Below are 22,614 nucleotides of genomic sequence, written 5' to 3'. Positions count from 1 at the left end.
TATTATAAAAATATAAACAATGAGTAATCACATTCAACAAAAAATAGAAAACTTAAGAGATACATTACACAAGTACAATTATGAGTATTATGTGTTAGATAATGCTTCTATTTCAGATTTTGAATTTGACCAATTGTTAAAAGAATTACAAGCTTTAGAAACGGCTCATCCTGAGTTTTTTGACGCTAATTCTCCAACGCAAAAAGTAGGGGGAACCATCACCAAAAATTTTGAAACTGTGGTACATAAAAACCGCATGTATTCTCTAGATAATTCTTACAGTCAAGAAGATTTATTAGACTGGGAAAAGCGTATTTCTAAAATTATAGAAGGTGATATTACGTATACTTGTGAGCTTAAATACGATGGAGCTTCTATCAATTTGACTTATGAAAATGGTGTATTGGTAAAAGCTGTGACTCGTGGTGATGGAGTTCAAGGTGATGATGTAACCAATAACGTAAAAACCATCAAATCTTTGCCTTTAAAATTGCAAGGAGATTTTGTAGATAATTTTGAAATAAGAGGAGAAATTATTTTGCCTTTAGATGGGTTTAATCAAATGAATTTGGCTAGGGAAGAGGCAGGAGAAGAAACTTATAAAAATCCTAGAAATACAGCTAGTGGTAGTTTAAAGTTACAAGATAGTACAGAGGTGGCTAAACGTCCGTTAGATTGTTTGCTGTATCAAGTGTTAACTTATCAAAATGAGTTCGAAAGTCATGCTCAAGCTTTGGAGAAAGCAAGACAAGTTGGGTTTAAAGTTCCAGAAACCATAAAAGTAGCTAATTCTATTGATGAAGTAGTTTCGTTTGTAAATTATTGGGACAAAGCCCGTTTTGATTTGCCTTATGAAACGGATGGAATTGTAATCAAAGTAAATAATATTCGTCAGCAAGAAGAGTTAGGTTATACAGCAAAAGCTCCACGTTGGGCCATAGCATATAAATTTAAAGCTGAGCAAGTTTCTACCAAGTTAAACGAAATTACATATCAAGTTGGTAGAACTGGAGCAATAACACCAGTGGCAAATTTAGAGCCTGTTCAGTTGGCAGGAACCACTGTAAAGAGAGCATCGTTACACAATGCCGATCAAATAGCGTTACATGATATTAGAGTGGGTGATGAGGTGTATGTAGAAAAAGGAGGTGAAATTATTCCTAAAATTGTTGGGGTAGATTTAACTAAAAGACCAGCAGATTCTTTGCCAACTATTTATGCTACTCATTGTCCTGAATGTAGTACACCTTTAGTTAGAACCGAGGGGGATGCAAAACATTATTGTCCAAACGAATATGGGTGTGCACCACAGGTTGCAGGGAGAATAGTTCACTTTATTAGTAGAAAAGCCATGAATATTGATGGTTTGGGGGCTGAAACAGTAGAACTACTTTGCAAAGAAAAATTGATTGAGAATTATGCCGATTTATATGCTTTAAAAGCAGAACAAATTATTCCTTTGGAACGCATGGCCGAAAAATCTGCAAACAATATGGTTGCAGGAATAGAGGCTTCTAAACAAATGCCTTTTGAAAAAGTGTTATTTGCTTTAGGGATACGTTTTGTAGGAGAAACCGTTGCTAAAAAATTAGCCAAAGCATTTAAAAATATTGAAGCTTTGTTTGAGGCTAATTTAGAAACTTTAGTTGCAGTTGATGAAATTGGTGATAGAATAGCAGAAAGTATTATCGCTTTTAGAAACGAACCTTTAAACCAAGTTTTGGTTGCAAAATTAAAAGACTACGGATTACAATTTTCTTTATCTGAAGAAGACTTGCAAAATCAAACAGATACTTTGGTTGGGAAAATATTTGTAGTATCTGGGGTATTCCATAAAGTATCTAGAAATGAATTAAAAAAGTTGATAGAAGACAACAGTGGAAAAGTAAGTAGTTCTATTTCTAAGAAAACAGATTATATTGTAGCAGGTGACAATATGGGCCCTGCTAAATTGCAAAAAGCTACAGATTTAGGAGTAGCAATCATATCAGAAGATGATTTTTTAGCAATGTTGTAAAATAAAAGATGCATTGTTTTTACAATGCATCAAATTCTTTTCTTTTAGATTCAAACCATTCGTTCATGACTTTAGGATCTTTCATCAACTCTTGCATTTGGTTCATCGCATCTAAGTGAGCTTTGTCTTGTTGTTGAAACATTTCCATACCGTGTTGTTTGCTTAAAGCTGCAATTTCTTCAAAAGTATTGGCCTTAAATTCTAAGTCACAAGCACCTCCTAGTTGTTTACAAGTCATTGTTTTCATCTTCTTCGTCTTTTATTTTAAAAATCGCTGAATATCTTTATTGGCTCCATAAACTACCAAAATATCTTCTTTGTATAAAATATCATGAGGATCAGCCAAACCTTTTACATTGGTAACACTTCTACTTTTTCCTATTGCAGTATCTACTTCGGAATGAGAAATAGTGGTGAGTACCAATAAATTGTAGTTTTCTTTAATCTTAATATCTAAAATACTTTTCCCACTGTATTTTTCGGGCATATTTACCTGAACAATACTATAATCATTACTTAATTCAAAAGAGTTTACCATCCCTCTTAAACAAAGTTTTTTAGACCATCGTTCTGCAGATTCTTCTTCAGGTAGTACAATTTCGTCCACCCCAATAGCTTGTAAAACTCTCTTGTGTATTTTGTTGGTTGCTTTACTTATCAGTCTTTTTACCTTTAAACTTTTAAACAAAGCAGTAGTCATTACATTAGCTCCTTGATTTTCACCAATAGCAACTACTACAACATCTGTGTCTTTTAGCGGTAGCCCCGAAACAGTAAATTCGTCAGTAGCATCCATACAAATAGTATGTGTAATTCTTTCTTTAAAGGCATCTACTTTAGACATATCAGTATCTATTCCAATCACTTCGTTTCCTTGTTCAGTTAGTTTTTCTGCTAAAGAGGATCCAAAGTTTCCAAGACCAATAATAATATACTTCATTTGGTGATTAATTTATAGTGATTTCTTCCGTTGGATAACGGTAGTTTTTATGTTTTACTTTTTTGAAAACGGCAATTAATATAGATAACATACTAACCCTACCAATAAACATGATAATGATAAGTACAAACTTACTAAAGGCACTTAAACTCGAGGTGATTCCTAAACTTAAACCTACGGTACTGTATGCAGAAAAACATTCAAAAGCAATACTGAGCATGTCTATTTGAGGATCAAACTCCGAAATGGCAAAAATCCCAATTCCTATAACAATTAAAGATAAAGAAATTACTGCAAAAGCCCTACGGATAGAAACTTCGGCAATTTCTCTACGGTAAATTTCTATTCTGGATTTTCCTCTAGCCAAGCTAAAAAAGTTTAAGGTTGCAATGGCAAAGGTATTGGTTTTTATTCCCCCTCCTGTTGATGCAGGTGATGCTCCAATCCACATTAAAAGTATAATTAACATGATAGATGAAGTTTGTAAAGCTCCCATATCTATAGTGTTAAACCCAGAGGTTCTAGGAGTTGTTGCTGCAAATAACGAGGCTACAAATTTACCAACGATACCCTTTTGCTCTGTAAGGAGGTAATTATATTCATTAATAAAAAATAAAAGCGTTCCAATAACTGTTAATGATGTTGTGGTGATTAAAGCAATTCTACTATTTATGTTTAATACCCAAGGTCTGTAGCTAATATGTTTTTTTCTGAACACCCTGCTAATAAAAAAGTACTTGGTGTATTTTACCAAATTAGCTACAATAGGAAACCCTAATCCTCCTAATACAAAAATGGCAATTATAATGGTTTGTAAAGTATAATTGTATCTAAAACCGGTTTCGTACAAACTGTTAGGTAAGGTAGAAAAACCTGCGTTACAAAAAGCAGAAACGGAGTGAAAAACAGAAAAGAAAATTTTTTCTAATAATGAGTTAAATAAAGTTTTATCTAAGCTAGTGTAGATTAAAATAGCACCTATAGACTCTATAAAAAAAGTGATAAATAAAATTCTTTTTAGTGTGGTAAATACTTCTCCTAATTTTTTGGAGTTCGTCATGTCACCTAGTACTAACTGATTTTCATAAGTAGCACCATCTTTAAAAAAGTAGCTAAAATAGCTGGCAAAAGTTAAAATACCTAAACCTCCAATTTGGATTAAGATAATTAAGATTGTTTGACCAAATTCTGTAAAAAAACTTCCTGTATCTACTACAATTAAACCGGTAACACATACAGCACTAGTAGAAGTAAACAAAGCATCTAAAAAAGAAATCTCAGTATAGGTAGCATTGGGTAACATCAATAAAAAAGCCCCAATAATAATTAGTAAGAAAAAACTAAGAATAAAGAGTTGAGCAGGGTTTAAAAACTTTCTTTTGTAAGTTATTTTACGTTCTGCAAATTCTCTAACAAAAGTTAAGAGTATGGCAAGTTTCATCCATATATCCTCATAAAAAAGAGATAGTTGTTGATGAGATTGCTCCGAGAAAAAGTGAAAGTAAATAATAAAAAGGATGACTAAAACACTAAATATATCAAATAAAACCACATTCCTTTTTAAGGCTTTACTGTGTTTTATATATCTTAAAAAAGTGGCTATTAATCCTGTAATTAATACTACAAAATAAATTTCGTTTACAGAGATTTGAGTGTCTTTAGACTGGGTAAATCCAAAATCTATAATCAACAAAACGATTCCTAAAAGACTTAATAAAAATGCAATTTTATAAATCAGATTGTGATTGATGCTATTGAGCAGTTTTTCTTTCAAAACGTAAAATTATGAAAGTGTAAAAGTAATAATATTTTGTAAAGGGTAGGGGGGAACTAAATTCATTTTATTTGCTTGATTAGCTCAGTATTTTGTGAGTGGTTGGCTCCGTAAGACATAGAAAGTGTTCCTTTAATACCATCTTTGGTAGAAATGGCAAATAACTCTGATTGATCCGAAGGATTGGTTATTCCCTCAAACCTATAAGTTTCATCAATAGTTAGATCGCTAGGTTGATATTCTTTTTTAGCATAAAGAGCTTTTATACAAGTATCATTAGCAACAAAATTATCAGTATATCCTCTTTGGGTTAAATTATTCATGGCTTCGGAAAGCGTTTCAAAATTTAGATGTTTCATTTTTTGTTTTTTAATTTACAAAAATTGAGGCAGAGGCCATAAAATATTAGAACCTATTTTTTAAAGTATTTGGTTTTAAACCTATTTAATCTTGGAATAGATACCGATTTTATATAAGAATTATCAGGGTGTTTTTTCTCGTAATTTTGATGATAATCTTCCGCAGGATAAAAATGGTCTATCATTTTAATTTCTGTAACCGCTTTTCCGTTTAATATTTTATTGACAAAGTTGAACTTGTCTTGGGCTATTTTTTGTTCTGTAGCATTGCTGTAAAAAATAATAGAGCGATAGTTTTTTCCAAAATCTGGGCTTTGACCATAAGTAGTTGGATCCTGTGACATATAGTAAACATCAATCAATTCAGAATAAGTGATTTTTGTTGAATCATAATAAACAGCAACAGTTTCGGCATGTCCAGTTTTGTGAATGGTTTTGTAGGTAGGATTTTTAACATCGCTTCCAGCATATCCAGATATCGCTTCATTTACCCCAGGCACACTTTCATAAATAGCTTCTACACACCAAAAACATCCGCTAGCAAAGTAGGCTACATTTAAGTTTTGATCGTTAGGGATTTGTGTTTTTTGCGAAAAAAGGGAACTAGTAAATAAAAGTGTAAATAATAAGATTCTCATATTTTTAATATAGGTTTTAATCTTTGTCGATAGATGAATGATTTCTTTACAAGGTGTTATAAATACTAATGTAACAAACTATTTATAAGAAAATTTGATGTGTAATTTAAAACCATAAATAAAATCAATACAACAATAAAAACATTAGATAGAAATCGACTTGTTTTATTGAACATTGAACGTAAATTTGCATCAGAAACAATAAATAAAAATCATTAAAAACAAATAATTATGGCAACAGCAGTAGGGAAAAAATTTCCAAACATCGCAGTAAACGCAATGAATGAAATGGGAGATACTTTCCAAATCAATGTTTTAGAAGAAGCAGTAAACAACAAGAAAAAAGTGATTTTATTTTGGTACCCAAAAGATTTTACTTTTGTATGTCCTACAGAATTACACGCTTTTCAAGCAGCTTTACCAGAATTTGAAAAAAGAAATACAGTAGTAATTGGAGCATCTGTAGATTCTGCTGAAGTTCATTTTGCTTGGTTAAGTACAGCTAAAGACAATGGAGGAATTGAAGGAGTTACTTATCCATTATTAGCAGATACAAACCGTAATTTATCTGCAGCTTTAGGAATTTTAGATGCTACAGAAGTGTTTGATGAAGAAACTCAATCTTTCTCTAAAGAAGGTGATGATGTAACTTACAGAGCTACTTACTTAATTGATGAAGAAGGAACTGTATTCCACGAAGGTGTTAACCATATGCCAGTTGGACGTAACGTAAACGAATTCTTAAGATTGATTGATGCTTATGCTCACGTACAATCTCATGGTGAAGTTTGTCCTGCAAACTGGGAAGAAGGTAAAGATGCAATGGCTCCTAACGCAAAAGGAACTGCTGCTTACTTAGCATCTCACTAAGAAGTCAAACCTCTTTTTAAGAGAATTTATCATACATAAAAACCGAATGCTGAAAAGTTGATTCTTAGAATCATTCGGTTTTTTTTGTACCATTTATTTAAAATAAAATCATATGAAAGAATTAACAACAGATACACTTCAAGAAGAAGTAAATAATAACGGATTGGTTTTTGTTCAATTTTCTGCCGGATGGTGTGGAAACTGTAGAATTATGAAACCTAAATTTAAAAAGTTTTCTACAGAAGTAGAAGGAGCTGAATTTATTGTGATTGATGCAGAAAAAAATCCTGAATCAAGAAAATTAGCCAATGTAAATAATTTACCAACATTTGCTGCTTTTAAAAATGGAGAATTGGTGAACCAAACTCAAACAAATAAAGCAGACGTTTTAAAATCATTTATAGATGAAGTTGCCAATAATTAAACACATGACTCAGTTTATTGCTGAGAATGATGTAGACTATATACACGAAACATTAGAAACTTTAGAAGCTCTTACAGAAGTAAGTTCTTTAAAAGATGAGGAATTAGATGTAATTGGTGAAATTATTTCTAATTTGTACGGTGCTATTGAGGTAGACAAAGAAATTAAAAATGGTGTTCCTCAAAAAGAAGCATTAAACAATTTTATGAAACGTGTTTTAGGATCTATAGATCAATAATTGTTTATTCGTTGATGTGTTTATTTGTTGAATTTCAATTACAAAAAGGATATGATTAAACAGATACACGATTAAATAAATCAATATAAAATATGACCAAAGCTTATTTTAACTGGAGTTCTGGAAAAGACTCATCCTTAGCTTTATACAAAACATTGAATCAATCTGAGTATCAGGTTGATTTTTTGTTGACCAATGTAAACAAAGATGTGAACCGTGTATCTATGCATGGTTTAAGAGAAGAGTTGTTAGAGGCTCAAGCAGCATCTATTGGAATTCCATTGCGTAAAATTGAATTTTCTGGAAATGTAACCATGAAAGAATATGATGAGGTAATGCAAAATGCAATGCAAAGTATTGTTGATGAAAATTACCAGCATTGTTTTTTTGGCGATATTTTTTTAGAAGATTTAAAAGCGTATAGAGATACAAAATTAGCTCAAGTAGGAATTACAGGAGTCTATCCTTTATGGAAACAAGATACCAAAGCTTTGTTAAAAGAATTTTTGTCTTTAGGCTTTAAAGCCATCACTGTTTGTGTAAACGCACAATATTTAGACAAAAGTTTTGTAGGAAGAGTGATAGACGAACAGTTTATAGCCGATTTACCAGAGAATGTTGATATTTGTGGAGAAAATGGAGAGTTCCATACTTTTGTTTTTGATGGCCCTATTTTTAAAACACCCGTAGCGTTTTCAATAGGAGAAAAGGTGCATAAAACCTATCAACCTTCTAAAAATGATGATGATAACTGTTATCAAAAAGACAAAGAGGTAAATTGGGATACAGGATTTTGGTATTGTGATTTGTTACCAGTATCAGTTGTTTAAAGACTTTTAAAATTTTATACTTTTATATTGTATAATTTGTTTGTGATTTTCGACAAACAGCGCGTAATACATTTCTATGGATAGCATTCAAATACCATATCAAGATACTGGATATTTTTCTAAAATCATGTTAGATTATTTAGAAGAAAAAGAAAGTATTCAGCCTTTTTATCATCGTTTTCCATCCATAGATAATTTTGAAGCTCAAATTCAGGAAAAAGCAAAATCCTTTCCTGTAGAAAATAGAAAAGTTTTGGTAAGTGCTTTGGAGCAACAATATCAAGGACTAACTATTAGTGATCTTTCGCAACAAAACATCAATCATTTAGTTTTACCCAATACTTTTACCATCACTACCGGACATCAATTAAATTTGTTTTCTGGACCTTTATATTTTTTATACAAAATAATATCGGTTATTAATTTGTGTAAAGAGTTAAAAGATAAATATCCAAAACAAAATTTTGTGCCTATTTATTGGATGGCTTCAGAAGATCATGATTTTGAAGAAATACAATATTTTAATTTTAAAAGTAAAAAAATAGTTTGGGATCAAGAGGCTAGTGGTGCTGTTGGACGTTTGTCTACAGATGGTTTAGCATCTGTTTTTGAAACATTTTCTGGATTGTTAAATTCAAGTATCAACGCTAATGAATTAAAAGATTTGTTTAGCAAAGCATATTTGGAACACGATAATTTAACTTCTGCTTCTCGTTATTTGGTAAACGCTTTGTTTGGGGAATATGGATTGGTGGTGATTGATGGAGATGATCAGCAATTAAAATCTTTATTTAAACCTTATGCTTTAAAAGAATTAAAGGAGCAAGTTAGTTTTAAAGAAGTAACCAAAACAAGTGAGCAATTAGCTACTAAATCTTATCCAAATCAAGTACATCCTAGAGAAATTAACTTGTTTTATATCGGAAATGGTTTTAGAGAAAGAATTCTAAAATCAGCCAATGGTTATACAGTAAACAATACATCGTTAACTTTTTCATCTGTAGAAGCTATTTTTGAAGAAAAAGAAAATCTAACCGATGTGGTTTCTGGAAACGCTTTGTTAAGACCTTTGTATCAGGAAGTAATTTTACCCAACCTTTGTTATGTTGGAGGTGGAGGAGAATTGGCTTATTGGATGCAATTAAAATCTACTTTTAAAGCTTTTGATGTTCCTTTCCCTATGTTGTTAATGCGTAATTCAGCCTTATTGATTACCGAAAAACAACAGAAGAAACTTAATAAATTAGAATTGAGCATAGAAGAATTGTTTTTATCTCAAAATGATTTGATAGCTAAAAAAGTAAAAGAACGTTCTACCATTCAATATGACTTTAAAAGCAAAAGAAAACAATTGTCTGATAACTTTAAGGAGTTAGAAGAATTAGCTGCTAAAACAGATGCTTCTTTTATAGGAGCAGTAAAAGCTCAAGAAAAAAAGCAAATAAAAAGTTTAGACCATCTTGAAAAGAGGTTGTTAAAAGCTGAAAAGAAAAAAATGTACGATTTAGTAACTCGAATTGAATTGTTACAAAACGAATTATTTCCTAATCAATCTTTAGAAGAAAGACAGCGTAATTTTGCAGATTATTACGAGTCTTATGGTAAAGAATTGTTAACTACTTTATTTAAATCATTAAAACCGTTAGATCATAAATTTACGGTTGTTAATCTATAAAAAATAAAACCTGTAACATTTTAAGAACATTACAGGTTTACTTTAGTTAATCTCCATCGTTATCTGTGGGTAAAGTAGCTATAGATAGTATACTAGTTACATCAACAGAAAAACTAGTAACTAAACTTTTAATACCATTATATATGGGGTGAATGCCATCAGAATTGGAGACAATACCATCGTACAAAGTATTATTAAAATCATCTATTGCTTTAAAAGTTGTAGAAAAATTACCGTTTATACTTGCCGTTATTTTTTTACTATCATCAATTTCATCAACTAAGGTGTGAAAACTTTGTGTTCCTGCTAAATATATTTTTTTAGCTTCTTCTAAAGAGGCTTTAATTAGTAGTAAAGAAGATTTACTTTTATAAGCTTCTAATAGTTCTACATTGGTATGCACTCCATCTATTCCTGCAGGTTTCCCAATCTTAGTAACTCTAGCAACATCTAAAACATTGATGATTTGATTTATGGCAATACATTTTCTGTTATCAGAACAAGCTTTAGAGTTTGCTGTAATAAAGTCTTGCTTGTATTCATTTAACCAAAAGTTTTTTAAAGATGTAGCTTGTGCAAGAGTATATTCGCTTAAGGCTAATAGATAGTCTATTCGTTTAGAAGCATTGTTTTCTTGGGTTAAAAGATTGAGCGCCTCTTGTTCATTATTATTGTTGTATAGCAAATATTCAATACTCCCTAAACCTTTTATAGTTTGCGTTTTGTTGTTAAAATAGCTAGAGGTAAAAGTAGTATTTATCGTGATTTCAGATTCAATTTTTGAAGGAGATATAATATAGTTATAGATGTTAATATTAAAGTATTTACTTGCCACTTTTGGATAATTATACAGAGTAGTTTTAGAAAATGTAAGAGCTGTTGATAACCATTTTTCTTGAATTACATTAAAATTACTTTGTGTAGGGTTTTCTTTAAAGGCAAGAATGGCATCTCTTTGGTTTTCACAATCTATTTCTAGCTGATTTAACAAGGGAGTAATATTATTATCTACAAAAGATTCGTAAAATTGTTGGTTGTCTGAACTGACTGAATCTGAGCTACATGATACAAAAGATGATATAACAAAAATTAAAACAAATATCTTTTTCATTATAATGAGTTTAAGAATTTTAGTAATTGTAACCTTTCTGTTTTAGAAAGTTTTTTAAAATTATTTTTAGCTGTTTCAGCCTCACCACCGTGCCACAAAATAGCTTCTTCTATGTTGCGAGCTCTACCATCATGAAGTAAAAAAGTATGATTGTTTACAGTTTCAATCATCCCTAACCCCCATAAAGGTTGTGTTCTCCATTCATTTCCTTCTGCTAAAAAATCTGCTCTATTATCAGCTAAATCAGACCCCATATCATGTAATAAAAAATCACTATAAGGTTTGATAGTTGTATTTTCTATAAGTGGTAAATAATCATAATTACTACTGGTGGTAAATTCATCAACATGGCATTTTACACAAGCTAAAGAGTTGAATAATTTTTTACCTTTAAGAACATCAACATCTTTAACATCTCTTCTTACCGGCACAGATAAAGCAACTTGATAAAGTAATAAATCATTAAATTGATTGTCTGGAACCTCTACAGTATCATCAATATTTACTCCATTAGGATAATTAGAACAATCATTGTTAGGACAATTTTCTTGGGGAAAAATTGAGGTAGTTAACCCCATATCTCCACTAAGGGCTCCGGCAATTTGTTGTTTTAAGTTAGGTTGATTGGCTTTCCAACCGAATTTACCAAGACTTGTTTTGTTGTTAACTACATCCCAAACATAATTTGCTTTTCCAGAAATTCCATCATTATCAATATCATCTTCATCAGCATTAGCCAAAATACTATCGTCACTCAAGGCATCTATAAACCCTAAGCCAATGGTTTGGGTACCTACCCTTGGAGAAGTGTATGGAGTTACAATTGGAAGACCATTTATGTCTGTTAATGTGTATATTGGTTTTCTTAGTTCGTAAGTTTCTCCATCTGGATATGCTCCCGAAACAATTTCAAAACTCACGTTTATATTTCCTTCACTATTGGCATTGGTAATTGCTAAATCTTGAAATTGTCCACCATAGTTGTCCATACCTATAGGTCCATGTACAAAGTCATTATCTTTACTAAGGCGTATTAAAAAACCTTGAGAAGCTTCGTTGTTTGTAAGCATTGGTTTTCCTCTTCCGTCTTTTGAATGGCAAGAGCTACAAGATCGAGCATTAAATAAAGGGCCTAAACCATCTCTAGTAGTTGTACTAGCAGGGGATTGAACCCAGTTTTGTTTAAAAATAGCATTTCCAATAACAAAAATTTTAGGTTCTAAATTGGTTAATCCAGGTATTTTACTTCCAAAAGCCAAATCAGCTGAGTATGCTTCGACAGAAAATTTTCCAATTAAATTTTCTTCACCAGGTACATAATTTTCGTTTACAAAAATTTCGTATTCGTTAACAGGGTCATCAGTTTGACAAGAGTTTAGGGCGCTAAGTATGCAGATAGTACTAAGGTATATTTTAAAACTTTTAAACATTTTGTTTATTTAAACAGTAAAACCGAAGCCATAAAATGACTTCGGATATATTAGTTATAATTAAGTGTAATTAATTACTCAATAGAAATATTAATAGACATGGAGTGAGCAGCTTCTGCAATTCTAATTCCTTGTGTACTTAATGCATCAGACAATTGTTCTGCAGGACCATTACTCCCTAATGATTCAGTTGAAATTATTTCATCAAATTTTTTCCCAATAGCTAACAAAGCATCTAGTTTTGTTAAAGTTGTATTGGCAGCGTTTTTTAGCGTATTAGCAGCATCAGTATCTACAGTTTCTACTAAGTCGATTAACGATGTTCCAGAAATAATAGTTTTATTTTCTCTTGTATATTTTCCAGTAATAACATTGTTTAAACCATGAACATTTGCCCATAAATCTTGGTTAGTATTATCAGAAAAACAAGAATGTTCATTTTCTTGACCATCTTGAATAGCAGGAATTATTCTTTCTCCAGCTACCTCTCCGTTAGAAATAAAACCAATACCATTTAAAATATTTTTTAATTGTTGGTTTTGATCTAAAGATGAGAAAATAACTCTATAGTCACCATTTTGAGCCCATGTATCTTTTAAATCCTTTAAGTTTTTAACTAATAAGTTGGTAACTGTTGTAAGGTAAGTTTTTCTTCTCTCAGCAAAATCAGCAGTAGTATAATCAGTATAAGGTCTATTACCACCGTCTGTAAAAACACCATTTGCATTTAAGTCTTGTCCCCATAATAAGAATTCAATAGCGTGCCATCCGGTAGATATATTTGTTTCTTCTCCTCCTCCTTCATTTTTATTGATTAGGTTTTCTTTGGTAATTGTAAATGAAGTATCTCCTATTAATCCTGTTTGACTTGGAGTACCCTTTTTATCAACATAATCAATATAAGATTCGTCTAAAGGCCATGCATTCATTAAACCTTCAGTATTTAACGGATCATTATCTATTGGTCCACCAGCAACTCTAAAAGCTTCAGTTTGTCCATAAAAATCACGTGCATATAGCCATGCATTTTTAGCCGCAGTTAAATTATCATCACTAGGAGCATCAATAAAAGCGTCAATTGCTGTTTGCATTGTTACCGCAGTTTTGTAGGTATCCTCATAGTTTGCAGCTACAATGTTAGCATAGTTTTGAATAAATTCATTCTTAGTTGCTTCTAAATTATCATTGTTATTGTCATCTTTTTTACATGCAGTAAAAGTAATGGTTAAGGCTAGTAATGATAATTTTAAGTAGTTAGTCTTCATTTTAATTTTTTAATTAAGATTTAATAAATTTTATAAATGCAAATATATAATTTATTTAGACTTATTATAGTTAATTAAATAATTCTATAATCATTTAAAATTTTATCCATTTCCAATTTAAACTTAGTTCCTTTTAGTAAGTCTTTTAACAAGAACAACTCATCATAACTAAGTTTCATCCTAATTTCAGTTTTATCAGCTTGATAAACCACCATTTTATTTTTTAAATCTCTTGGACAAGTACAGTCCTTGTGGTAGTTAATAATTTGTTCCATTGATTTAACAAAATTTGTTAATTCACTCTGGTTAATCATAAAACTAATGCTTCCAATTTCTAAAATGATTAGTGATTTTTTTTCTTCATTAATCATTTCAAATGAAGTTCCTAGTATATTTTCATAGATAGTATATATTGATCTCATATTTTAATTTTGAGTCAAATATAAATTTTATTTAGAATAAATAAAAATAAAGTTATGATTGAAAATAATGAGCAAAAAAAAAGTGCTAGTCTTTAAATTAGACTAACACTTTTTTTGGGATATTTTAAAATTCTTTTTCATAGCAATTTCTAGTATCCTTTTAAAAATAAAACCTATCTATAGGTTGAAGATAAATTTTATTTATAAAAATAAGATTTTGTGTATCTTGTACAACAAAATTACAATAGATTAAAAGATTATACAACTGTGTCTTTACGCAGTTTTTTTGATATGATAAATACAATGAAGAAGAAGTTAGGAGATTATTCAAAAGACTTAATTACAGACGTACCTTTAGATGACTCTCACAAGATGTATGAATATTATAGGAGTACATTGCCTAATTTTAAAGATCAAGCAGTTTATGTGTATTCCTTTAAGGAAAATAGAATGGTTTTTGCTGCAGGTTGGGAAGATGTTTTAGGTTATAAGGACGATGAAATAAACATGATGACTATTGTTAGTATTACTACACCTAGATTTTTAAAGTTTTCTAGTGAGTTAAATGACAAAGCCATGATGTTTATAGAAAATGTTCATGAAGATTTAGAAGAATATAGTTTTACTTTAGAACTAGAAAAGTATCATAAAAACGGAGATGTTGTGCCTTTATTCTCTAGAGTAGCTGTCCATAAAGCTGCTAACGGTAAAGTTGAAGAAATAATAGGAATATCTCAAGTAATAAAAACTTTAAAATTAGGAGATGTAATGCAATATGCTGCGTACGGACCTAAATCAAAAGATTTTGAAGGAGCATTAAATAAGGAGTTGTTTCAACATCATGCAATTTCTAGAAAGGAAAAAGAGGCTTTGGCTTTAGCAGCTAAAGGATTTGCTTTTAAAGAAATTGCAGAGGAATTAAATGTTTCTCAGTCGGCTATTGAAAAAAGAATTATACCTATGTATAAAAGATTTAAAGTAAGGAGTTTGCCTCATTTAATCAGTTTTGCATATGAAAATAACATACTTTAGTCTGATAAATTTACGCTAAAAATATTTTTTGGAGCAACACCTATAGTTTCTAAAACTTTAAACCATTGTTCTTTTTGAGTTTTTTCATTACTACCTAAAACCCAAATTATATTTTTGGTTTTAAGAATGTTTCTATTATTAGAGTCTATAGGTGTAAATTTGTCTACATAACGTAAAAAATCAGTAGGGGTTATAATGGTATTGTGTTTTAAATTATCAGGGTTAATATCATCAATAACTAAAAAATTGCAATTAACCCAGTTCCATAATAAATCTTTGTTGTCTATATTTTTAAACAATAAACTATATAGTTTTGTTGCTGTTATATAAGTACAAGCTCGTTTTTTTAAGGCTAGTTCGTTTGCTATGGCTACTCCTAAGTTTGTTTTTCCTTCGTTAACATTACCAAAAATTAATAAGTGATTATACTCATCATAAGATGTTTTTTTGATATAATTTAAAATAATCTCTTTCTCTTGTTCGTCTATATTTCCAATCCACTGAGACAATCTAAATTGAAAAGGAAAAAAAGCATATTGCTGATATATTCTAAGGGTATACCAGTAAACAAAAGGAAAAAATAATAAGAATAATAGCAAAATTACATAGTAACCAATACTGTTACTTTGTGTTAATATAAATGCTGAAACCAAAGACCCTAGACCAAAATATAGCAGATCTGTTATAGTGTCAAATATCAAATGATTCCATTCTGGTTTAAAACTTCTTTTTTTAGTTTTGATTAGAATAGGTAGGGTAAGATTGATAATTTCAAATACCAACCAAAATAAAATCACAGCTGTACTAAAGTACATTGGACTTTTTTGGGTAGAAAAAATAGAACTTAAAACAATACTGGGAATAAAACCTAAACTAAAATGTCCTAACTGATTCGCTAACCAAGCATAAGTTAAACTAATACCTCTTTGCGAATCTTTTCCAAGTAAATCTTTGATGATTAATTGTTTAATAAAAACTTTATAGCAAACTCTTTTCATAATTGCAAAAAAGAAAAGTAAGATAGTTAATTATAGATCATCAAAATTAATTTTTCTTTTAATAAAATATTTATTTTTATTTAGAATTGATAAAAATAATAATTACTTTTGAATTAGAATCTTAAAGTATTATATAAAATGGAAAAGAGAATTGGTTTGTTTTTTGGATCAGATACTGGGATAACCGAAGAGTTAACACACGATATTATTGATGCTTTTGACAATATTGTTGTTAAAGAAGTTTCTGAAGCTAAACCTAGTGATTTTGAAGATTATGAAACGATTATTTTAGGATTGTCTACCTGGTATGATGGCGATTTACAAAGTGATTGGGAAACTTTTTTTGATGATTTTAAAACGATAGATTTTACAGGGAAAAAAGTAGCAATTTATGGTTTGGGTGATCAAATTGGTTATGCAGAGTATTTTATTGATGGGGTTGGAATTTTAGCCGAAGTAATTATTGAAAATGGTGGAGAAGTAATTGGTAAATGGCCTATAGAAGGATATAGGCATACCGAATCAAAAGCAATTATTCCTAATGATGAAGATTATTTTTATGGATTAGCTTTAGATAATGACAACGAGTCAGAGTTAAATGACGAAAGAATTACCAGTTGGTTACAAATGGTAAAGGAAGCTATTTAATATAATTTGTTTATTTGTTGATAATACTTGAGTGGTCAATCAAGTATCATTTTTGGTAAACCTATCACATAACAGTGATAGGTTTTTTTATGAAGTATCTTATTTTTTTAAGCCTATTTTATGTCCAGATATAGCGTAGTATAAAATAATAATATAACAAGGTAATAAAATCCAATACCCTTCTGTAGATGCAGTAGCAGTAGCCATAGCATTACTCATTCCTTGAGCAATATATTCAGCTTTATTAGCATCAACAAGTTTACCGTATAATGGAGGAATAATAGCTCCACCAGAAATTGCCATAATAAGTAGGGCAGAGGCTGTTTTTGTAAATTTACCTAACCCTTTTAGTGTTAAGGGCCAAACAGCTGGCCACACTAAAGCATTTGCAATTCCTAAAGCAGCAACAAATAATACAGAAGTAAAACCAGTTGTAAAAACAATACATAAAGAAAAAACAATCCCCAACAAGGCACTTAATTTTAAAGCAGTTGTTTGACTAATGATTTTAGGAATCAAAACCACACCTAATGCATAGGTAGCAACCATTGCCATTAAAGTAAATGTGGTAAAGAATTTTGCATCTGTAGCAGGAATTCCTAAAGAAATTCCATAAGCAATAATAGTATCACCAGCAATTACTTCAACTCCAACATATAAAAACAAAGTAAGTACTCCTAACCATAAATGTGGAAACTGAAAAATATTGGTTTTAGTACTTGTTCCGTTTTCTGATTCTTTTATAGGTTCAGCCTCTACGTTTGGTAGGGGAGCTTTTCTAATTAAAACACCTAAAATAAATAAAACAATAGCCATTGTAATATAGGGCGTAACAACACTATCGGCCATGGTGTTTAATAATTCTATTTTTTCAGAATTTGTGACTGATGTTAGTTTTTCTTGTATTTCATCAATCCCCGATAACAACAATGCTCCAAAAATAATAGAACCTAAAGCTCCAGCTACTTTATTGGCAATTCCCATAATAGCAATTCGTTTTGCGGCACTTTCTATGGGACCAATAATGGTGATATATGGATTTGAGGCAGTTTGTAATAAGGTCATTCCTGCTCCTTGAATAAAAATTCCTGTTAAAAACATCCAATACGTTCTAGCTTCTGCAGCGGGTATAAAAACCAAAGCTCCAATTCCCATCACAAATAAACCTAAAGACATTCCTTTTTTGTATCCTGTTTTATTTAAGATATATGAGGCAGGAATAGCCATTACCACAAAAGAAATATAAGACGCAGAAGCTACTAATAAAGATTGTGCAGAGGTTAATTCGTTAATCGCTTTCATAAACGGAATCAAAGCTCCATTAATCCAAGTAACAAATCCAAAGATAAAAAATAGCCCAGCTATAATTAAAATGGGAACTAAGGTGTTGTTTTTTGTGTTAGGCATGATGATTATTTTGTATTTGATTTATGATATAAAGATAATAGTAGTGACTAGTTATAAATTTTTCATTTATTATTTCTTTAAACATAAGTTTTTCTGCGGTATATTAAAATAGTTTAATTGTCATTTTTTAATAGAAATAAATCTTTGATTAGTGATATGTTATCATTTAGATTATTATTTTTACCCGTCCTCGAAAAAAATGATATCTTAATTTTTAGGTGATTTTGTTTTGGTGTTAATAATAAATAAACTTTAAAAATGAATATAAAAGAAAAAGAATCGGTAGTACCTAAAAAAATGATAATTCCTTTTGTTTTGGTTACTTCCTTGTTTGCTCTTTGGGGCTTTGCTAATGCAGTTACAGATCCTATGGTACAAGCATTTAAAAAAGTACTAGAATTATCTAATTCGCAAGCTGCTTGGGTGCAAATGGCATTTTATGGTGGTTATTTTTGTATGGCCTTACCCGCAGCAATGTTTATGAGAAAATATTCTTATAAAGTTGGAATCTTAATAGGTTTAGGATTGTATGCTGTAGGAGCCTTATTATTTTATCCGGCAGCTATAACAGAACAATTTTGGTTTTTTTGTTTAGGATTGTATGTGTTAACTTTTGGTTTGGCTTTTTTAGAAACAGCTGCAAATCCATATGCGTTGGCAATGGGGTCTAAAAAAACGGCTACTTTACGTTTAAATCTTGCACAGGCATTTAATCCAGTGGGGCTAATTGCAGGTTTATTTGTAGCACAGCAGTTTGTGTTAAAGAATTTAAAAAGTGATGATATTGATAACTTTAGTGCTTTAGATGAAGCTTCAAAAATATTGATTAAAACATCAGACTTATTGGTGATAAGAAACCCATATGTAATTTTAGGATTGGTGATTACTGGTGTGTTTGTTTTGTTTGTGATTAGTAAAATGCCACAATCTAAAGATGAAGGAGGAATGCCAAGTATTGGAGATACTTTTGCCTCTTTAACCAATAATAAAAAATATGTATTAGGAGTTTTAGCTCAAATTTTATACGTTGGTGCCCAAATTATGTGTTGGACCTATATTTATCAATATGCAGAAGGAATAGGGGTTGATAGTGTTACTGCTGGATATTATCAAATGGTTGCTTTTATTCTTTTTACTTTTGGTAGGGCAGTAGGAACTTATATGTTGAGGTTTATTAGTTCTGGAAAGTTATTAATGATATTTGCTCTTTTAGCCATAGCAGCCGTTTTAGGTACTATGTATTTAAATGATGTCTATGGATTGTATTGTTTGGTAATGATTTCATTTTTTATGTCTTTAATGTTTCCAACCATTTATGGAATTGCACTAGGTGATTTAACAGAAGAAGAATCTAAGGTTGGATCGGCTGGATTAATTATGGCTATTGTAGGTGGGGCTTTGATGCCTAAATTACAAGGAATAATTATTGATTTAGGAGGAAATGGAGTTGCAGACACTACAATACTAGGAATCTCAGAAGTTAGATTCTCTTTTATATTACCACTTTTGTGTTTTGCTTATATTACTTGGTATGGGCTAAGAGTAAAGAACAAGTATGAACTTACTAATGAATAAATAGAAGTTTGATACTACTAATGATATAGTTGATAAAAACCTACTTTAAATATTTAAAGTAGGTTTTTTATTGAATAGTGATATTCTTAAAAATCAAAAAGCCTATCAAATAAATGATAGGCTTTTCGTTAAACTTTATAGTAAAGGAATCAAATTAGATAACTTGTACGTTTACTGCGTTTAATCCTTTACGTCCTTCTTCAACATCAAAAGAAACTTTGTCCCCTTCAGCGATTTCATCTGTTAAACCGTTAATGTGAACAAACACATCTCTTCCTCCATCGTCTGGAGTAATAAATCCAAATCCTTTTGAATCGTTGAAAAACTTTACTGTACCGTTACTCATAATAATATTGTATATATTTTAAAGCCGCAAGGTAGTCTATTTAAGTGATTATATACTATAAACTTACTTTTATTTTAAAATATAATTATTTGGTTATCAATAAGTTATTATGAAAGTCTTGATTTGTAATCCTCGTAGTTAAACTTACGTAGTGTTTTCAAGGTGTTATTTACAGTCCAAATACAAATGTCGGGATGTTTTACGCCATTAAACATAGTTGTTTTTACCATGGTATAATGAATCATATCTTTAAAAATAAGAGTATCTCCTATATTTAATTCATTTTCAAAGGCATAGTTTTCCATAAAATCACCCGCCAAACAGCTAGTTCCCCCTAATCGGTACACAAATTTGCTGTTTTCATCAGGATCAGAAGCACCAACAATTTTAGGTCTGTAAGGCATCTCTAAAGTATCAGGCATATGCGCTGTAAAAGAAACATCTAACATAGCTGTTTTTACACCTCTACTTTCAACAATATCTAAAACTTGTGAGGTTAATACCCCTGTTTCCCATGCAAATGCGCTTCCTGGTTCTAGAATAATGTGGATGTTATACTTTTCTTTAAAGGCTTTAAGTAATTGAATCAAATGTTCGGTATCATATCCTTTACGAGTCATTAAATGACCACCTCCCATATTGATCCACTTAATTTGATGTAAATATTCTCCAAATCTTTTTTCTAAGGCTGCTAATGTTCTTTCTAAGCTATAAGAATCCGATTCACACAATACGTGAAAATGTAATCCTTCTACACCTTCGGGTAAAACTTCGGGCATAAAATCTTTTAAAACTCCTAATCTAGATTTTGGAGAACTAGGATTGTATAAATCTACTTCTACATCACTTTGCTCTGGATTGATTCTTATTCCGCAAGAAATTTTGTGATTTGCAGTTAAGGTCTGAGGATAATATTTGTTGAATTGTGTTACCGAGTTAAACACAATATGTGAGCTATAACTCATTAATTCTTCAAATTCATCAGGAACATAAGCAGCTGCATATACATGTGCTTTGGTTTTCATTTCCTCAAAACACAAACGAGCTTCGTATAAAGAACTAGCTGTAGCTCCTTTAATATATTCACGAACAATAGGAAAAGCTCCCCACATGGCAAAACCTTTAAAAGCTAAAATAATTTCTATTCCGGCTTGATCTTGCACATTTTTTATTAAACTTAAATTGTTGCGTAACAATTGTTCCTCTAAAACAAAAGCAGAAGAGGGTAGTTGTTTGTAGTCCATAGTATAAATTAAAAAAGGTAGTAAGTGTCTTTGTGAAAAGAAGTACTTACTACCTATATATTATAGTGTGTTGAATACTTTTATTATAATTCTAAATCACCATTAATTTCTTCTTGCCAAGGCAAACCGTATTGACCAATTAGTTCCATAAATGGATCTGGATTGAATTCTTCTACGTTAAATACTCCTGGTTTTCTCCATTTTCCTGTTAAAAACATCATAGCTCCTAACATGGCTGGTACTCCGGTAGTGTATGATACTCCTTGAGAAGAGGTTTCTTCAAAAGCTTCTTGGTGTTTACAGTTGTTCCAAATGTAGTAGGTTTTTTCTTGTCCATCTTTAATTCCTTTAATTCTACATCCAATAGAAGTTTCACCAGTATAACCATCAGCTAATTCTTCTGGTTTTGGTAAAGTTTCTTTTAAGAATTGTAAAGGAACAATTTCTACACCTTTATACATAATAGGCTCAATACTAGCCATACCAATATTTTGTATCACACGTAAGTGTGTTAAATATTCATCACCAAAAGTCATCCAGAAACGAGCACGCTTTAAGGTTGGAAAGTTTTTAACCAACGATTCTAATTCTTCGTGATAAATAACATAAGAATTACGAGCTCCAATATTTGGATAATTTAAAGCTTGTTTAATTTCATGTGGTTCAGTTTCTACCCATTGTCCATTTTCCCAGTAACGTCCTTTTTGAGTCACTTCACGTATGTTAATTTCTGGGTTAAAATTGGTAGCAAATGCTTTACCATGATCTCCTGCATTACAATCCACAATATCTAAATAATGAATTTCATCAAAGTGATGTTTGGCTGCATAAGCAGTATAGATACTAGTTACTCCAGGATCAAAACCACAACCTAAGATAGCAGTTAATCCTTTTTCTTTAAACTTATCTTGATATGCCCATTGCCAGCTATACTCAAATTTAGCCTCGTCTTTAGGTTCGTAATTAGCAGTATCTAAATAGTTAACACCTGTTTCTAAACAAGCATCCATAATGGTTAAATCCTGGTAAGGCAACGCAACGTTGATTACTAATTCAGGTTTAAACTCATTAAATAACGCAACCAATTCTGGTACGCTATCAGCATCCACTTGTGCGGTTTGAATTTTTCTATCCTTAATTAAAGCAGCAATAGCATCACACTTAGATTTAGTTCTGCTTGCTAACATAATTTCAGAAAAAACTTCAGGAGAAGCAGCACACTTTTGTGTAACAACGCTACCGACTCCACCAGCACCAATGATTAAAACTCTAGACATTTTTAATGTTGTTAAATTGATTTATAATTTTGCGCAAATGTAATTTTTTTTTCAAACTACGCTTAAAAATAGTTATTTTTTTTTGATGAAAAAA

The 22,614-nt window shown here is 30.8% G+C and carries 23 protein-coding genes; 9 read left to right on the top strand and 14 right to left on the bottom strand.

Features of this window, described 5'->3' with window-relative positions:
* Positions 1–19 precede the first annotated feature (19 nt).
* The gene (gene ligA / locus AXE80_RS08700; protein WP_068826380.1) at positions 20–2,017 is read left to right on the top strand and encodes an NAD-dependent DNA ligase LigA; all 1,998 of its coding nucleotides are present in this window, start codon (positions 20–22) and stop codon (positions 2,015–2,017) included.
* A 19-nt stretch (positions 2,018–2,036) separates the two neighbouring features.
* Here the strand turns inward: ligA and AXE80_RS08695 are convergent, their stop codons facing one another.
* From AXE80_RS08695 to msrA, 5 genes are all read right to left on the bottom strand, one after another.
* Entirely contained in the window at positions 2,037–2,264 is a 228-nt protein-coding gene (locus AXE80_RS08695; protein WP_068826379.1) for a DUF1059 domain-containing protein, read from the bottom strand.
* Between the two features lie 12 nt (positions 2,265–2,276).
* On the bottom strand, positions 2,277–2,957 hold the full coding sequence (locus AXE80_RS08690; protein ID WP_068826377.1) for a potassium channel family protein: 681 nt from the start codon (positions 2,955–2,957) through the stop codon (positions 2,277–2,279).
* Between the two features lie 7 nt (positions 2,958–2,964).
* A complete protein-coding gene (locus tag AXE80_RS08685) occupies positions 2,965–4,731 on the bottom strand; it encodes a TrkH family potassium uptake protein (protein WP_237340602.1) in 1,767 nt (588 codons plus the stop codon).
* Positions 4,732–4,793: 62 nt separating this feature from the next.
* Positions 4,794–5,090 carry a phosphoribosylpyrophosphate synthetase gene (locus AXE80_RS08680; protein WP_068826375.1) on the bottom strand — a complete coding sequence of 99 codons (297 nt, stop codon included), beginning with the start codon at positions 5,088–5,090 and terminating at the stop codon, positions 4,794–4,796.
* Positions 5,091–5,143: 53 nt separating this feature from the next.
* The gene (msrA, locus tag AXE80_RS08675) at positions 5,144–5,728 is read right to left on the bottom strand and encodes a peptide-methionine (S)-S-oxide reductase MsrA (protein ID WP_068826373.1); all 585 of its coding nucleotides are present in this window, start codon (positions 5,726–5,728) and stop codon (positions 5,144–5,146) included.
* Positions 5,729–5,959: 231 nt separating this feature from the next.
* Here msrA and AXE80_RS08670 point away from each other — a divergent pair, with 231 nt between their 5' ends.
* The 5 genes from AXE80_RS08670 to bshC all read left to right on the top strand — a co-directional run bounded on the left by AXE80_RS08670 (position 5,960) and on the right by bshC (position 9,765).
* Entirely contained in the window at positions 5,960–6,598 is a 639-nt protein-coding gene (locus AXE80_RS08670) for a peroxiredoxin (RefSeq protein WP_068826372.1), read from the top strand.
* Between the two features lie 112 nt (positions 6,599–6,710).
* Positions 6,711–7,022, top strand: a complete 312-nt coding sequence (locus AXE80_RS08665) for a thioredoxin family protein (protein ID WP_068826370.1) — start codon at positions 6,711–6,713, stop codon at positions 7,020–7,022.
* The gene (locus AXE80_RS08660; RefSeq protein WP_068826368.1) at positions 7,003–7,260 is read left to right on the top strand and encodes a DUF6952 family protein; all 258 of its coding nucleotides are present in this window, start codon (positions 7,003–7,005) and stop codon (positions 7,258–7,260) included. The genes AXE80_RS08665 and AXE80_RS08660 overlap by 20 nt, the downstream gene beginning before the upstream one ends.
* Before the next feature lie 92 nt (positions 7,261–7,352).
* A complete protein-coding gene (locus AXE80_RS08655) occupies positions 7,353–8,090 on the top strand; it encodes a Dph6-related ATP pyrophosphatase (RefSeq protein ID WP_068826366.1) in 738 nt (245 codons plus the stop codon).
* 76 nt (positions 8,091–8,166) lie between these two features.
* Positions 8,167–9,765: a bacillithiol biosynthesis cysteine-adding enzyme BshC gene (gene bshC / locus AXE80_RS08650; protein WP_068826364.1), complete on the top strand. Its 1,599-nt coding sequence runs from the start codon at positions 8,167–8,169 to the stop codon at positions 9,763–9,765.
* Positions 9,766–9,811: 46 nt separating this feature from the next.
* Here the strand turns inward: bshC and AXE80_RS08645 are convergent, their stop codons facing one another.
* The 4 genes from AXE80_RS08645 to AXE80_RS08630 all read right to left on the bottom strand — a co-directional run bounded on the left by AXE80_RS08645 (position 9,812) and on the right by AXE80_RS08630 (position 13,993).
* Positions 9,812–10,876, bottom strand: a complete 1,065-nt coding sequence (locus tag AXE80_RS08645) for an imelysin family protein (protein WP_068826362.1) — start codon at positions 10,874–10,876, stop codon at positions 9,812–9,814.
* Complete coding sequence (locus AXE80_RS08640) at positions 10,876–12,306, bottom strand: di-heme oxidoreductase family protein (protein WP_068826360.1); 1,431 nt, start codon at positions 12,304–12,306, stop codon at positions 10,876–10,878. The genes AXE80_RS08645 and AXE80_RS08640 overlap by 1 nt, the downstream gene beginning before the upstream one ends.
* Before the next feature lie 74 nt (positions 12,307–12,380).
* Entirely contained in the window at positions 12,381–13,571 is a 1,191-nt protein-coding gene (locus tag AXE80_RS08635) for an imelysin family protein (protein ID WP_068826358.1), read from the bottom strand.
* A gap of 74 nt (positions 13,572–13,645) precedes the next feature.
* Positions 13,646–13,993 carry a hypothetical protein gene (locus AXE80_RS08630; protein ID WP_068826356.1) on the bottom strand — a complete coding sequence of 116 codons (348 nt, stop codon included), beginning with the start codon at positions 13,991–13,993 and terminating at the stop codon, positions 13,646–13,648.
* Between the two features lie 303 nt (positions 13,994–14,296).
* Here AXE80_RS08630 and AXE80_RS08625 point away from each other — a divergent pair, with 303 nt between their 5' ends.
* The gene (locus AXE80_RS08625) at positions 14,297–15,025 is read left to right on the top strand and encodes a LuxR C-terminal-related transcriptional regulator (RefSeq protein WP_068826354.1); all 729 of its coding nucleotides are present in this window, start codon (positions 14,297–14,299) and stop codon (positions 15,023–15,025) included.
* On the opposite strand, the gene AXE80_RS08620 is transcribed toward AXE80_RS08625, so the two are convergent.
* Positions 15,022–16,023 carry a DnaA ATPase domain-containing protein gene (locus AXE80_RS08620; protein WP_068826352.1) on the bottom strand — a complete coding sequence of 334 codons (1,002 nt, stop codon included), beginning with the start codon at positions 16,021–16,023 and terminating at the stop codon, positions 15,022–15,024. The genes AXE80_RS08625 and AXE80_RS08620 overlap by 4 nt on opposite strands.
* 138 nt (positions 16,024–16,161) lie before the next feature.
* On the opposite strand from AXE80_RS08620, the gene AXE80_RS08615 reads away from it, so the two are divergent.
* Entirely contained in the window at positions 16,162–16,671 is a 510-nt protein-coding gene (locus AXE80_RS08615; RefSeq protein ID WP_068826349.1) for a flavodoxin, read from the top strand.
* A gap of 99 nt (positions 16,672–16,770) precedes the next feature.
* Here AXE80_RS08615 and AXE80_RS08610 read toward each other — a convergent pair whose 3' ends face one another.
* Positions 16,771–18,078 (bottom strand): sugar MFS transporter, encoded by a 1,308-nt coding sequence (locus AXE80_RS08610; RefSeq protein WP_068826346.1) that lies wholly within the window; start codon positions 18,076–18,078, stop codon positions 16,771–16,773.
* A 258-nt stretch (positions 18,079–18,336) separates the two neighbouring features.
* On the opposite strand from AXE80_RS08610, the gene fucP reads away from it, so the two are divergent.
* Positions 18,337–19,653 carry an L-fucose:H+ symporter permease gene (gene fucP, locus AXE80_RS08605; RefSeq protein ID WP_068826345.1) on the top strand — a complete coding sequence of 439 codons (1,317 nt, stop codon included), beginning with the start codon at positions 18,337–18,339 and terminating at the stop codon, positions 19,651–19,653.
* Positions 19,654–19,807: 154 nt separating this feature from the next.
* Here fucP and AXE80_RS08600 read toward each other — a convergent pair whose 3' ends face one another.
* The 3 genes from AXE80_RS08600 to AXE80_RS08590 all read right to left on the bottom strand — a co-directional run bounded on the left by AXE80_RS08600 (position 19,808) and on the right by AXE80_RS08590 (position 22,520).
* Positions 19,808–19,999, bottom strand: coding sequence for a cold-shock protein (locus tag AXE80_RS08600; protein WP_068826343.1), 192 nt, complete (start codon positions 19,997–19,999; stop codon positions 19,808–19,810).
* 107 nt (positions 20,000–20,106) lie between these two features.
* Positions 20,107–21,243 (bottom strand): carboxynorspermidine decarboxylase, encoded by a 1,137-nt coding sequence (gene nspC, locus AXE80_RS08595; RefSeq protein ID WP_068826341.1) that lies wholly within the window; start codon positions 21,241–21,243, stop codon positions 20,107–20,109.
* 83 nt (positions 21,244–21,326) lie between these two features.
* Positions 21,327–22,520, bottom strand: a complete 1,194-nt coding sequence (locus tag AXE80_RS08590; RefSeq protein WP_068826339.1) for a saccharopine dehydrogenase family protein — start codon at positions 22,518–22,520, stop codon at positions 21,327–21,329.
* Positions 22,521–22,614 lie beyond the last annotated feature (94 nt).

It is taken from the genome of Wenyingzhuangia fucanilytica, from assembly GCF_001697185.1.
GTDB lineage: Bacteria > Bacteroidota > Bacteroidia > Flavobacteriales > Flavobacteriaceae > Wenyingzhuangia > Wenyingzhuangia fucanilytica.
The sequence above is the reverse complement of the archived record's forward strand: the minus strand, read 5'-3'. Positions and strand labels throughout refer to the sequence as shown.